Annotated in this window: 12 protein-coding genes and 1 tRNA gene; 4 read left to right on the top strand and 9 right to left on the bottom strand. The window is 46.2% G+C overall.

Annotated features, from left to right (window positions below; all coding sequences use genetic code 11):
* Nucleotides 1-7: 7 nt before the first annotated feature.
* A complete protein-coding gene (gene epmB / locus AB4585_RS05950; protein ID WP_372103406.1) occupies nucleotides 8-1030 on the bottom strand; it encodes an EF-P beta-lysylation protein EpmB in 1023 nt (340 codons plus the stop codon).
* A 33-nt stretch (nucleotides 1031-1063) separates the two neighbouring features.
* Between epmB and efp the strand changes: the two genes are divergently transcribed.
* A complete protein-coding gene (gene efp / locus AB4585_RS05955) occupies nucleotides 1064-1630 on the top strand; it encodes an elongation factor P (RefSeq protein ID WP_017067165.1) in 567 nt (188 codons plus the stop codon).
* 279 nt (nucleotides 1631-1909) lie between these two features.
* Here efp and frdD read toward each other — a convergent pair whose 3' ends face one another.
* The 4 genes from frdD to frdA are packed head-to-tail and all read right to left on the bottom strand — an operon-like array spanning nucleotide 1910 to nucleotide 5299.
* A complete protein-coding gene (frdD, locus tag AB4585_RS05960) occupies nucleotides 1910-2296 on the bottom strand; it encodes a fumarate reductase subunit FrdD (RefSeq protein ID WP_017631313.1) in 387 nt (128 codons plus the stop codon).
* A 12-nt stretch (nucleotides 2297-2308) separates the two neighbouring features.
* Nucleotides 2309-2692, bottom strand: a complete 384-nt coding sequence (gene frdC, locus AB4585_RS05965; RefSeq protein WP_017061300.1) for a fumarate reductase subunit FrdC — start codon at nucleotides 2690-2692, stop codon at nucleotides 2309-2311.
* A gap of 1 nt (nucleotide 2693) precedes the next feature.
* Nucleotides 2694-3458 (bottom strand): succinate dehydrogenase/fumarate reductase iron-sulfur subunit, encoded by a 765-nt coding sequence (locus tag AB4585_RS05970; protein ID WP_009847917.1) that lies wholly within the window; start codon nucleotides 3456-3458, stop codon nucleotides 2694-2696.
* Nucleotides 3458-5299, bottom strand: coding sequence for a fumarate reductase (quinol) flavoprotein subunit (gene frdA, locus AB4585_RS05975; RefSeq protein ID WP_372169424.1), 1842 nt, complete (start codon nucleotides 5297-5299; stop codon nucleotides 3458-3460). The genes AB4585_RS05970 and frdA overlap by 1 nt, the downstream gene beginning before the upstream one ends.
* Nucleotides 5300-5750: 451 nt before the next feature.
* Between frdA and epmA the strand changes: the two genes are divergently transcribed.
* Complete coding sequence (epmA, locus tag AB4585_RS05980) at nucleotides 5751-6722, top strand: elongation factor P--(R)-beta-lysine ligase (protein WP_372169425.1); 972 nt, start codon at nucleotides 5751-5753, stop codon at nucleotides 6720-6722.
* A gap of 85 nt (nucleotides 6723-6807) precedes the next feature.
* Here epmA and AB4585_RS05985 read toward each other — a convergent pair whose 3' ends face one another.
* The 4 genes from AB4585_RS05985 to rsgA all read right to left on the bottom strand — a co-directional run bounded on the left by AB4585_RS05985 (nucleotide 6808) and on the right by rsgA (nucleotide 11634).
* Nucleotides 6808-7695 carry a DMT family transporter gene (locus AB4585_RS05985; protein WP_017071213.1) on the bottom strand — a complete coding sequence of 296 codons (888 nt, stop codon included), beginning with the start codon at nucleotides 7693-7695 and terminating at the stop codon, nucleotides 6808-6810.
* Between the two features lie 113 nt (nucleotides 7696-7808).
* Nucleotides 7809-9224, bottom strand: a complete 1416-nt coding sequence (locus AB4585_RS05990) for a DASS family sodium-coupled anion symporter (protein WP_017061303.1) — start codon at nucleotides 9222-9224, stop codon at nucleotides 7809-7811.
* Nucleotides 9225-9532: 308 nt separating this feature from the next.
* Nucleotides 9533-10453: an archaetidylserine decarboxylase gene (asd, locus tag AB4585_RS05995; RefSeq protein ID WP_017063172.1), complete on the bottom strand. Its 921-nt coding sequence runs from the start codon at nucleotides 10451-10453 to the stop codon at nucleotides 9533-9535.
* Between the two features lie 125 nt (nucleotides 10454-10578).
* The gene (rsgA, locus tag AB4585_RS06000; protein WP_017061306.1) at nucleotides 10579-11634 is read right to left on the bottom strand and encodes a small ribosomal subunit biogenesis GTPase RsgA; all 1056 of its coding nucleotides are present in this window, start codon (nucleotides 11632-11634) and stop codon (nucleotides 10579-10581) included.
* Nucleotides 11635-11784: 150 nt separating this feature from the next.
* On the opposite strand from rsgA, the gene orn reads away from it, so the two are divergent.
* Nucleotides 11785-12330 carry an oligoribonuclease gene (orn, locus tag AB4585_RS06005; protein ID WP_010434065.1) on the top strand — a complete coding sequence of 182 codons (546 nt, stop codon included), beginning with the start codon at nucleotides 11785-11787 and terminating at the stop codon, nucleotides 12328-12330.
* A gap of 180 nt (nucleotides 12331-12510) precedes the next feature.
* Nucleotides 12511-12586: transfer RNA gene (locus tag AB4585_RS06010), tRNA-Gly, on the top strand.
* Nucleotides 12587-12655: the final 69 nt, after the last annotated feature.

The raw sequence follows: 12655 nt of genomic DNA on the forward strand, positions 1-12655 counted from the left end.
AACTTCTCTATTCAATGTGTAGGTCGAGCGGTGTCTTGCTGCTGCGTCCGCCAATCTCACGGGTTAACTTAGGTACTAGGTAGCCAGAAACCTCAGAGATTAATCCTTTAAAGTGATGCTTCGCCTCTTCATCTGAAATATAGAAGTGCGCTGCGCCCTGAACCTTATCAAGTACATGCATATAGTAAGGTAAAATACCGGCGTCGAATAGCTTTTCGCTTAATTCTTTCAATGAGTTAGCGCTGTTGTTTACTCCTTTAAGCATCACGCCTTGGTTGAGCAGAGTAGCACCACTTAACTTAAGCTTGTGGAAAGCTTGTTTGAGCTCTAAGTTAATTTCGTTGGCATGGTTAATATGGCTCACCATCACCACATTAAGGCGAGTTTGAGCTAACAATTGGCATAGTTCATCCGTTACTCGAGCGGGAATCACAACCGGTAATCGGCTATGAATTCGAACTGTTTTCACATGTGGAATTTGTGCGATAGCATGAATTAGCCACTCTAGTTCGCTGTCTTTTGCCATCAGTGGATCGCCACCCGACAAGATAACTTCGTTGATCTCTGGGTGAGCAGCCACATAGTCTAGGCTGGTTTGCCAAACAGACTTCGAGCCCTTGTTATCTTGGTAAGGGAAGTGACGACGGAAGCAGTAGCGGCAGTTAATCGCACAACCGCCTTTTACAATCATCAGTGCACGATTTTTGTATTTGTGCAGTAAGCCCGGAATTGCATTTTCTTGTTCTTCCAAAGGATCGGCGGAATAGCCTTGGTGTACCTCAAACTCTTCGCTTAGCGGTAAAATTTGTCGTAGCAATGGATCGTGTGGGTTGCCTTTTTCCATTCGTTCGACAAAGCTAAGAGGTACCCGAAGTGCAAATAACTCACGAGCAGCGAAGCCTGCTTGCCATGGTGTTGGGTCTATTTCCAATGCCTCAAGCAGTTTTGTCGGGTCAGAGATCGCATTCGATAGTTGTTTGAGCCAGTTTTGCTCAACAGATTCGACTTTTCGGGTTATGATATGCGGCATTGAAATTAACTCAAAGATGTGGAAGAGAAAATCATGGCGTCAGTAAGCACCAATGAATTCAAAGGCGGTTTAAAATTCATGATGGATAACGAGCCTTGCTCAATTATCGAAAATGAATACGTTAAGCCAGGTAAAGGCCAAGCGTTTAACCGTGTTAAACTTCGTAAACTGCTGTCAGGCAAAGTGTTAGAGAAAACATTTAAGTCAGGCGATACAGTAGAACTAGCGGACGTTGTAGACGTTGAACTAGGCTACCTATACAGCGATGGCGAATTCTACCACTTCATGAACAACGAAACATTCGAGCAAATCGCTGCTGATGCAAAAGCAGTAGGCGAGACTTCTAAATGGTTAGTTGAAAACGACGTATGTACTCTAACGTTGTGGAATGATAACCCTATCACAGTAACTCCACCAAACTTTGTTGAGATCGCAGTAACAGAAACCGATCCTGGCCTTAAAGGCGACACACAAGGTACTGGCGGTAAGCCTGCAACTCTAGCAACTGGCGCGGTAGTTCGCGTACCTCTATTCATCGCTATCGGTGAAGTTGTTAAAGTTGATACTCGTACTGGCGAATACGTTGGTCGTGTGAAGTAATTGACTTCAAGTATCTGAAAAAGGTCGCTTAGGCGGCCTTTTTTGTATCCCAAGATCAGATTCGCGTAAACGAGATGCGAGATGCGGGATGCGAGATACGAAGAGCTGGAAGAGCAGATATGTGTGAACGAGATGCGAGATACGAAAAGCAGGAAGATCAGAGCCGAGTCAGAGAGATAAGATATTCAACAAATAACAAAAAAGCAGAGCTGGATAACCTAGCTCTGCTTTCGCTTTTCTGCTCTTCGATACTCGATTACTCGAATCTGCCCTTAACTCTTAAATCATAAAGATGAAAATAACAGACAATGCGCTGATTAGGCCTGCGAAGAAGTAGCAACCCACTTTACCCGCAACGCCGACGTGGAACTTAAGGTCGTGCATGCCGTGGTGAAGACGGTGCATTGCATGCCACATTGGCAGTGCTAGCGTACCGATGATGAATAGCGCACCGATAATGCTGGTGGCAAATTCAGACACACGCTCGTAGCTCATTGCGTCCGCATCGATGATGCCCATTGGCACTAAGATACCTAACACTAGAACCGTGATTGGTGTGATCATCGCAAACCAAGTACCGCCAGCGCCAAATAGGCCCCACCAGATTGGCTCATCAGAGCGTTGTGGGTTGTGGTTAACAGGTTTTACTTTGTAATTTGTGTTCATAACGAAAGCTCCTTACACCACAACAAGAACGATTAAAGAAATAAAAGCCACCGCTGCCCACTGGGTCAGTACGATGATTTTTTTATCAACCAATTTGCCTTTAAGACGGATTGGCATTACTTGAGGCATCATGCTGAAGAAGGTTTGAGCGTGCAGCAAGCTGCCTAGCAGTGCCACGATGTTGATACCAACGACGATAGGGTTAGCCATAAAGCTCAACCAACCAGCCCAAGCTTCAGGGCCTTTCACTAGTGCACCCAAACCGAAGGTTAGGAACAGAGTGAATAAAATCAAAGGCAGTACAGTCGCTTCACGTAGCATGTAGAAGCGGTAGAACGGATGGTTGCTCCACCACGTTCTCTTCATCTCACGAACATAAGGCTTACGATTGCTCATATTATGCCTCCTCTGCTGTTTTTACTTGCGATCCATCAGGCTTGAACATCGAGATAACGAAGTCCATTGAAGACTCAACTTTGCCTTGGTTTACTGCAGCCGCTGGGTCTACTTTCTTCGGACAAACGTCAGAACAGTAACCTACAAACGTACAGCCCCAAGCGCCGTTGTCGCCATTGATAAGCTTCATGCGCTCAGCTTTACCATTGTCACGGCTATCTAGGTTGTAGCGGTGAGCAAGAGCAAGTGCCGCAGGGCCAATGAACTCAGGGTTTAGACCAAACTGAGGACATGCTGCGTAACACAAACCACAGTTGATGCAGCCAGCGAACTGTTTGTATTTCGCCATTTGCTCTGGAGTTTGGATGTTTGTGCCGTCTTCTGGCTTACGGTCGTTACCGATGATGTAAGGCTTGATCGCTTCAAGGCGCTCGATGAACGGCGTCATGTCGACAATCAAATCTTTTTCGATTGGGAAGTTAGCCAAAGGCTCAATTTTGAAGCCGTTTGGATAATCACGTAAGAAGCTCTTACACGCCAGTTTTGGCACGCCATCAACCATGATGCCGCAAGAACCACAAATCGCCATACGACAAGACCAACGGTAAGACAGGTCTTTATCTAGGTTGTCTTTGATGTAACCGATCGCATCAAGTACTGACATGGTTTCATCAAATGGCACTTCAAAGGTTTGAAAGTGAGGTTCTGCATCGTGCTCAGGGTCATAACGCAGGATTTCAATTTTTTGGATTCGATTCGCTGACATTATGCTTGCTCCTCTTCGCTCTTCTTAGCATTCTCTTCTGCTGCTTTTTCAGCGGCAGCGGCTTTCTCTGCAGCTTCACCGTACAGACGAGCTTTAGGTTGAGATTTGGTGATCTTAACGCCGCTGTAGTCGATGGTTGGTGCTGCATCTTCGTTGTAGAAAGATAGAGAGTGTTTCAGGAAGTTCACGTCATCACGTTCTGTGCAGTTGTCGTCTAGACGTTGGTGTGCACCGCGAGACTCTTTACGAAGGATCGCTGAGTGAACCATCGCTTCTGCAACTTCAAGACCGTAACCCACTTCGATAGCGTAAAGTAGGTCAGTGTTGAATACTTTGCCTTTGTCTTTAATGCTGATCTTCTTGTAGCGAGCTTTCAGTTCAGTGAGTTTGTCGATGGTCTTTTGCATCAAGTCTTCTTGACGGTAGATACCACAACCCGCTTCCATGGTGTGACCCATTTCAGTACGGATATCAGCCCAGTTCTCGTCGCCTTCTTGAGCCAAGATGCCTGCGATGCGATCTTCAACCGCTTTGATTTGCTTAGTAATAGCTTCTTCGTTCCAGCCTTTGAATTCAGCGGCACGTTTCACGGCTTGTTCACCGGCTACGCGGCCAAATACCACGAACTCAGCCAGAGAGTTAGACCCTAGGCGGTTTGCACCGTGTAGGCCAACTGAAGCACATTCACCAACGGCGAATAGGCCTTTAATGCGAGTCTCACACGTGCCGTTAGTTTCAATACCACCCATGGTGTAGTGAACGGTAGGGCGAATTGGGATTGGCTCTTTTGCTGGGTCTACGTTTACGTACGCTTTTGCAAGCTCACAGATGAACGGAAGACGCTCTTGCAGGTACTCTTCACCTAGGTGGCGAAGGTCAAGGTGTACGACATCACCAAGCGGGTGCTTGATGGTGTTGCCTTTCTGCTGCTCGTGCCAGAATGCTTGAGAAACTTTGTCACGAGGACCCAGTTCCATGTATTTGTTTTTCGGCTCGCCCACTGGAGTTTCAGGGCCCATGCCGTAATCTTGTAGGTAACGGTAGCCGTTCTTGTTGACGATGATACCGCCTTCACCACGACAACCTTCGGTCATCAAGATGCCAGTGCCCGGTAGGCCTGTTGGGTGGTATTGAACGAACTCCATATCACGCAGTGGTACACCGTGGCGATAAGCCATTGCCATACCGTCGCCAGTTACGATGCCGCCGTTAGTATTGCAGTGGTAAACACGACCTGCGCCACCGGTTGCTAATACAACAGATTTCGCTTTAATCGTAACAAGCTCACCTTCAGACATATGAATCGCGATTAGGCCTTGTACTTCGCCATCTTCAACGCCGCTCTGGTTTTCTACGAGAAGGTCCACCACAAAGTACTCATCAAATCGTTTGATTGTGTCGTACTTCATCGAAGTCTGGAACAGAGTATGAAGCATGTGGAAGCCGGTTTTATCCGCTGCGAACCACGTTCTCTCTACCTTCATACCGCCGAATCGGCGTACGTTTACTTCACCGTTTTCTTTACGACTCCATGGGCAGCCCCATTGTTCCATTTGGATCATTTCGCGAGTCGAGTTTTCAACAAAGTATTCAACAACATCCTGTTCACATAGCCAGTCGCCACCGCCAACAGTATCGTTGAAGTGGTTATCTAGGCTATCTTCGTCTTTAATTACCGCTGCTGAACCGCCTTCTGCTGCCACCGTGTGCGAACGCATTGGGTAAACTTTAGAAATCAGTGCTACTTCCAATTCAGGATTAGCTTCAGCTGCTGCAATTGCTGTACGAAGACCAGCGCCGCCTGCGCCGATGACTGCGATATCTGTGGTAATTGTCTTCACAGTTATTCTCCAGTGTGATGCGGAGTATTCCGCTTGTTATTATAAAAAGCCTATTTAGGAGGTTCTAAATTGTAGGAACCATTTAGCACCCCTAAGCCTTAAGTGGTAGGTTCAGTGTAAGAGAGGAAGGTATTCGAAAAGTTGATGCATTTGGGTTTTTAGGTCGGTAGTGCATATGGAGGCATAGAAATTATAGGTTATGTGACTGCAATCACGGCAATGAATTGTTGATAACGATTAACCCACAAGACTTGTGTTAACGGCTTGTTGAGTATGATTTTTGTTATCAATGTGGATGTGAAAGCTGTATTGATAATTGTATTGTAGAACGTAATTTTCTGGCTTCATTAAAGCAACATTTTGCTTCCATCTATAGAAAGATAGAAGCTTACAAAAGAGGCGAAAGGTGGTAATTTCCGTCGCCTAGAATTCAGTAATATGGAACTTAATAATGCACTCAACATGGCAACCAGCCGCAACCATTAAGCAGTTAAAGCAACGTGCTGATATCCTTAATCAAATCCGTCAGTTCTTTGCTGAGCGAAACGTGATGGAAGTGGATACGCCTGCGATGAGCCACGCCACGGTGACGGACGTGCATTTGCATACTTTCAATACTGAATTCGTAGGGCCGGGTTATGCGCACGGTCAGCCTCTATTCTTTATGACTAGCCCTGAGTTTCATATGAAACGTCTATTAGCGGCCGGCAGTGGCTGTATTTATCAAATTTGTAAGTCTTTCCGTAACGAAGAAAATGGCCGTTACCACAACCCTGAGTTCACCATGTTGGAGTGGTATCGCGTTGGCTTTGATCACCATGACCTGATGGATGAAATGGATTTGCTGTTACAGCAGGTACTTAAATCGGGCTCAGCAGAGCGAATGACTTACCAACAAGCCTTTATTGACGTGTTAGGTGTGTGTCCCCTGGAAGATTCGATGGCTACGCTAAAGCAAGCCGCAGCAAAACTTGGGCTCAGCGATATAGCTGACCCTGAAGAAGATCGTGATACCTTGCTGCAGTTGCTGTTTAGTATTGGGGTTGAAGCCAAAATAGGCCAACAAGTCCCTGCGTTTGTTTATGACTTTCCGGCTTCACAAGCGGCATTGGCTAAGATTAATCCTGAGGATTCGCGAGTGGCGGATCGCTTTGAGGTGTATTTCAAAGGCATCGAGTTAGCAAACGGCTTCCATGAATTAGATAAGCCACAAGAGCAGCTCAAGCGCTTTGAAGATGACAATGCCAAACGTATTGAGATGGGCTTATCGCCTCAACCGATTGACCATCACTTGATTGAGGCATTAAAAGCGGGCTTACCAGACTGTGCGGGTGTTGCTTTAGGTATTGATCGTCTGATCATGCTGGCGTTAGGTTATGACCACATCGATGATGTGACGGCTTTTCCTTTCCCACGTTCTTAACTTTTTGCTTTTGTTTTTACTGAGAGTGAATAGTCATTAGCTATTCACTCTCAGTTTCCAATCAGCTGCCAATTAACTTCACTAGCTAGCTGACTAGAATACCAGTACCCACTACGGCAACAATGGCACCGATCCAAGCGTAGGCATTTGGTCTCTGTTTGGTGTACAGCCAAAGTATTGGTAACAACATGATAGGTGTGGTTGAAGACAACAGAGCAACCATGCCGACATTTCCTTCTTGCAGTGCATACAAGATCAGCGTCATTCCCACCGCCATCGCTAAAAATCCGTTCACTGCGGTAATCGCAAATATTTGACCATTCATCGGGTTGATTGCGCGTGAGAGCTTAGCGCCAGTTAGACGAAATGCGGAGTGAGCAACAAAAGCGGTAATCATACGAATCGCTGAAGCGGCAACAGGGTCTATGCTGGTTTGCATCACGGGTTTTGCAATAATACCGCCCAAGGCTTGGCAAATAGCGGCAGTGATTCCGAGAGCTACACCAATCCACACGGTGCCCTTGATGGTTTCGAGTTGGTTGTTGGCTTGTCCTCGACGACCAAAGAATATCGCGGTTAAAACGCCGCTAAACACCAAAGCCGAGCCAATCAGCTCCACCGAAGTCATGCTTTCGCTAAATAGGAAGTAACCAAGAATTGCCGAGAACACGGCGTGACAAGAGAACAGCAAACCTGCTTGGCGCGGTCCCATTCGATTCAAACAGGCAAATAGGGCGGTATCACCAATGAAGATGCCAATTAGCCCAGACAGCATCATCGGCGTGACGAGGTCAGCTTCGACCGTTGACCAGCCACCAGTAAACCAAGCCATGCTCGATAAGATGATAGCAGTGCAACCCATGCGCCAACGGCTATAGGCGAAAGAACCTAAGTGTTGAGCAGGCTTTACTGACATCAGGCTCGCGATAGCCCAAAGAAAAGCGGCAGCAAGAGCCAGCCATTCGAATCCCATTGAAGTGTACGTCCGTGTCAAAATGTAGAAGTGGGGGATTCAATATGCACTAAACCTTCCAGATAGCAAAGACGTGATTACTATCTGGAAGGGCATTAGTAGGGATTAACGTGCTAGGTGATGATAAACAGGGCGAGGTAAACCATCAGCAAGCCCACAATACCTAAGATGATGCCCATCTTCGCCATGTCTTTGCTTTCGATAAGCCCGGTCGAGTAGGCCAGTGAGTTTGGTGGTGTCGATACTGGCAGAATCATGCCAAGTGACGCAGAGAAGGCGACCACAACCAGCAAGCCTTGCAGACCACCAATCGCAACTAGGCTTTCCATGGAAGCACCAATTGCAGCGGCTATCGGCATCAGCAAGTTGGCCGTCGCAGTGTTTGACATGAAGTTCGCCATTAACCAACACACGATAGACAATGTCAGTACCACAGCTGCAGGTGAGAGCGATTCATAGTCAATTGCGTGTGCGAGTGCAGCGGCTAAGCCTGTTTTATCTAAGCCAATACCAATCGCAATACCACCTGCGACCAGCCACAACACATCCCAGTTAATCAGCTTGAGCTCTTCTTTGCCCATGATGCCAGTGAGCGTAAACACAGCCAGTGGAATGATAGACACGACATAGGTGTTCATGCCGTGCAGTTTGGTGGTCATCCACAATAAGATTGTCGCAGCGAAGGTGATGTAAACCACAATCGCTCGCCAGCTCTTTCTAAATTGTCCATCAAGCTTGAGCACCATGTTTCTTTCTTTAGAAGGGAAGAGTTTTTGTAGAAGAAACCAAGCGATGGTGAGTTGGATGATCACAAAGGGTAAGCCCATCATCATCCAGCTGAGGAAGTCGATGGTATTTTCACCCGTTAGGTATTGCAGCGCGATGGCATTGGGCGGTGTACCGATTGGGGTTGCGATACCGCCAGTATTGGCAGCAATTGGAATACACAACACGAGCGCTTTGATCCCCATGTCGCCTTTTGGTGCCGATGCCACGATAGGGCCGAGCAGCGCAAGCATCATTACCGTCGTTGCGGTATTTGACATGAACATTGAGAACACGGCGGTGATCAGCATTAAGCCGAGCATAATGAAGCGCGGTTCTGTACCAAATGGTTTAAGTAGCACTCGAGCTAGGTTGTTATCGAGTTCATACTTGGATGCGGATATCGCAAGAGCAAAACCACCCATGAAAAGGATGATGATCGGTGACGAAAATGCACCGAAGATGTCGGTATATTTGATTAACTCACCGAGATCGTGCCCCGCTGGTGGATTTCTAAATAGGTGTAAACCTTTGTCAGATATCATCACCAGTTCAAGCGCAATGATCAAAATGGAAGTGGCGAATACCGGAACAGGTTCAAGCACCCACAGCAGGGCTGCTAATAAGAATATCGCCAACAGGCGGTGTTGAATCAGCGTGAGATCATCGATTGGTATTGAATCTATCGGCATGAATAACACGCCTAAGGGAATCGCAAAACAAATCAACAGCTTGACCAGAACGCCAACATTGAGTTTAGGCATGTACAAAGACCCTATAAATAAAATATCTTCAAATAGAGTAAGTTATCTGGATTTCTGGTACTTGGAGACGGGTTGGAAAATCAAAAAGTTGTTTAAGGTTTCGACAGTTGTTTTGTTTTTGGTCAATCTTTTATCTGGGCAATTAGAGACAAGAGTGAGAAGCAGCAGGTGGCTGGGCAGGGTTTGAAAGATTGAGTTGTTAGAGCTTGAGTAGCAAATGAATCGGTAGAGTTAAGAAAAAGGCGCGTTCTTCTCTGAAATAGAAAAAGTAACGCGTCTTGAAAGCTTAAATGAGTTAACTCAAATTGTTAAGCTTGGTCAGTGTTCTCAGCAGAATCGGTAACAACATCGTCATTTGCTTGCGCTTCTTTGCCAGCAATGTGCGCGAAAGGTGTACCAAGAACCGTTTTCTCGCCATTTTGCATAGTGTCGTCAAACTTGATTGCATCTTTAGCGAACAGGTTGATAACGGTTGAACCAAGCTTAAAGCGGCCCATCTCTTCGCCTTTCTTCAAGATGATTGCTTTGTCACCTTGTGCAGGGTAATCCCATTTGTAAACCGAGTTACCACGAGGTGGGGTGATGGTACCTGCCCATACTTGCTCGATGCTACCTACGATCGTTGCGCCAACCAGCACTTGTGCCATTGGGCCAAATTCCGTATCGAAGATACAAACGACACGCTCATTACGTGCGAATAGGTTTGGAACGTTTTCTGCCGTTAACGGGTTAACTGAGAAAAGGTCACCTGGAACGTAGATCATCTGGCGCAGTGTGCCGTCGCATGGCATGTGCACGCGGTGGTAATCACTTGGAGACAGGTAAAGCGTTGCGAATTCACCGTCTTTAAATTCATCCGCTAGCGCAGCATCACCACCCAATAGCTCGCGAGCTGAGTAGTTATGGCCTTTCGCTTGAATCAGTTGACCGTCAGTAATTGGGCCAAATTGGCTCACACGTGCATCTGCAGGGTGAACAATAACAGATTCACCTTCGGCGATGGGACGCATGCCTTCTTTCAATTCACGCACGAAGAATTCATTGAATGTTTTAAAGTGTTTTGGATCGCTATGCAGAGCTTCATCCATGTTCACTTTGTATTGCTTGATGAACCAGTTGATGATCGCTGTCGTTAAGCCGCCCGCTTTAGCAGACGCAAGTTTGCCGACTAGGCGAGTTAATCCATGTTGTGGAATCCAGTACTGCAATCCAACTTTAATCTTATCCATTGTATTAATTTTCCAATGCTAATTGTTTTTCAATTAAATCTGTCGATGACGGTTTAGGGCGCGAGATGTTACTTAAATTCGCGCCAATTGTCAGTAAATGCACACATTTGTTCACAAAAACGCGATTAGAGATCGGCTTTTTTGTTGCGTGAATACTGACGGTTATCTTTGTTACTCGCCATGCTTTCAATGATGCGGTGGTAGTTGTCGAAACGTAATCGACTGATCTTTCCGTTTTCTACCGCTTCGCGCAGGATGCAGCCTGGGTCATCAATGTGTTTACAGTCACGGAACTTACAACCGCCAAGGTAAGGCTTGAACTCGATAAAGGCTTCAGTGATTTCGTCGGCCTCTAGGTGCCATAGGCCGAATTCACGCACTCCTGGTGAATCAATCAGATCACCACCAGAAGGGAAGTGGTATAAACGAGCTGCCGTGGTTGTGTGCTGACCAAGACCTGAGTTCTCAGAGACTTCGCCTTCTTCAATGTCTAGCGTAGGCATTAATGCATTCACTAGGCTTGATTTACCCACACCCGATTGACCAACAAAGATGTTGATACGGTCTTTGAGTTCAGCTTCCAGCTCTTTGATGCCGTAGCCAGACTCTTTACTCACGAACATCACTTTATAGCCGATCTTCTCGTACTCTTTAAGTGTTTCACGGTATTCAGCAATCTGCTCATCAGTCAGTAGATCGACCTTGTTCAGTACAACAAGCGGCGCGATGTTTACCGTTTCTGAAGCAATTAGGTAACGGTCGATAATATTAAGTGATAGCTCTGGTAGCACAGCCGATACGATAACCATTTGGTCGACGTTCGCAGCTACTGGCTTTAGGCCATCGTAGTAATCAGGGCGAGTCAGCATTGAAGTTCTCGGCTCAACCGCTTCCACAACGCCAGAAATACCGGCCATTGATTCTAAGCCTGCGCGCCAAGTCACTCGGTCACCAGAAACTAAAGTCTCGATACTACGGCGTAAGTTACAACGATGAACTTCGTTAGTTTCAAGATCTTCGATATCAGCATGTTGGCCAAAGCGCGTAATCACGAGTCCGCTTTTGGTTCCGCCAAGCATGTTCTCATCCCATTGGATAGAATCTTCTTTCTTGAGTCGCTTGTTCTGGTTGCTACGTACACGACGTACTTGACCTTTGGTTAACTTCTTTTTTTTAGCCACAATTTTTCACTTAACACATCTAACTTGATGATTGGGGACTCAAACAGGATGTTGCTGGTACCACGTGATTTCGATGGTCCTAAAGCTAGTTTGAGTATAGTTATTTGGGTATAGTACCTCTTTTACACATAAACAAATAGGCGACGCCTTATGTCCTTTAGCGATCAGAACCTTATTTGGGTTGATCTAGAGATGACAGGACTTGATCCTGAAACTCATAAAATCATTGAAATTGCTACTATCGTTACTGATAGTGAGCTTAACATCCTGGCTGAAGGACCTGTTTTGGCTATTCACCAACCTCAGAGTGAATTGGACAAGATGGACGAGTGGTGCACAACGACGCACACTGGCAGCGGCCTTGTGAAGCGAATTCAAGAAAGTACGGTTTCAGAGCAAGATGCCATCCAACAAACCATTGAGTTTCTTGAAAAATGGGTACCAAAAGGTAAGTCACCAATTTGTGGCAACAGCATTGGTCAAGACCGCCGTTTCCTATACAAGCACATGCCAGAGTTAGAAGAGTACTTCCACTACCGCTATGTTGACGTAAGCACTCTGAAAGAGCTGACTCGTCGTTGGAAACCTGAAGTGTTAGATGGTTTTTCTAAGTCGGGAAGTCACCTTGCGTTAGACGATATTCGAGAGTCGATCGCCGAGCTGCAGTACTACCGAAAAACGATTATTAACATCTAGTCGAATAAAATGATCACGTTTATCTAACTTTTCAGGGACATAAGAGCCGTTTTTTTTGCAAATCTGTGTGCTTTTACAGCAGTTGAGTAAAAAGTTTCGTAATTTTGCATTAAGGACTTGCATCACAAAAAAATGCTCTTATAATTCGCAGCCCTGAACGGAGAAAGACGTTTTCAGATTGCGATACTAGCTCAGTTGGTAGAGCGCAACCTTGCCAAGGTTGAGGTCATCGGTTCGAACCCGATGTATCGCTCCAATTTGTAGGTTACGGCGAAAGCGGTAATCGAAAGGTGAAAGACCTTTTATAATGCGATACTAGCTCAGT

This window comes from Vibrio sp. 10N.222.49.C9 (assembly GCF_041474985.1).
Taxonomy (GTDB): Bacteria; Pseudomonadota; Gammaproteobacteria; order Enterobacterales; family Vibrionaceae; genus Vibrio; species Vibrio crassostreae_C.

What these genes read in the sequence shown, in the direction of transcription:
- epmA (WP_372169425.1), top strand. Translation starts at nt 5,751, where the DNA reads ATGCACTCAACATGGCAACCAGCCGCAACCATTAAGCAGTTAAAGCAA.
- asd (WP_017063172.1), bottom strand. Translation starts at nt 10,453, where the DNA reads ATGGATAAGATTAAAGTTGGATTGCAGTACTGGATTCCACAACATGGA.
- orn (WP_010434065.1), top strand. Translation starts at nt 11,785, where the DNA reads ATGTCCTTTAGCGATCAGAACCTTATTTGGGTTGATCTAGAGATGACA.
- frdD (WP_017631313.1), bottom strand. Translation starts at nt 2,296, where the DNA reads ATGAACACAAATTACAAAGTAAAACCTGTTAACCACAACCCACAACGC.
- epmB (WP_372103406.1), bottom strand. Translation starts at nt 1,030, where the DNA reads ATGCCGCATATCATAACCCGAAAAGTCGAATCTGTTGAGCAAAACTGG.
- frdC (WP_017061300.1), bottom strand. Translation starts at nt 2,692, where the DNA reads ATGAGCAATCGTAAGCCTTATGTTCGTGAGATGAAGAGAACGTGGTGG.
- AB4585_RS05985 (WP_017071213.1), bottom strand. Translation starts at nt 7,695, where the DNA reads ATGGGATTCGAATGGCTGGCTCTTGCTGCCGCTTTTCTTTGGGCTATC.
- efp (WP_017067165.1), top strand. Translation starts at nt 1,064, where the DNA reads ATGGCGTCAGTAAGCACCAATGAATTCAAAGGCGGTTTAAAATTCATG.
- AB4585_RS05990 (WP_017061303.1), bottom strand. Translation starts at nt 9,224, where the DNA reads ATGCCTAAACTCAATGTTGGCGTTCTGGTCAAGCTGTTGATTTGTTTT.
- AB4585_RS05970 (WP_009847917.1), bottom strand. Translation starts at nt 3,458, where the DNA reads ATGTCAGCGAATCGAATCCAAAAAATTGAAATCCTGCGTTATGACCCT.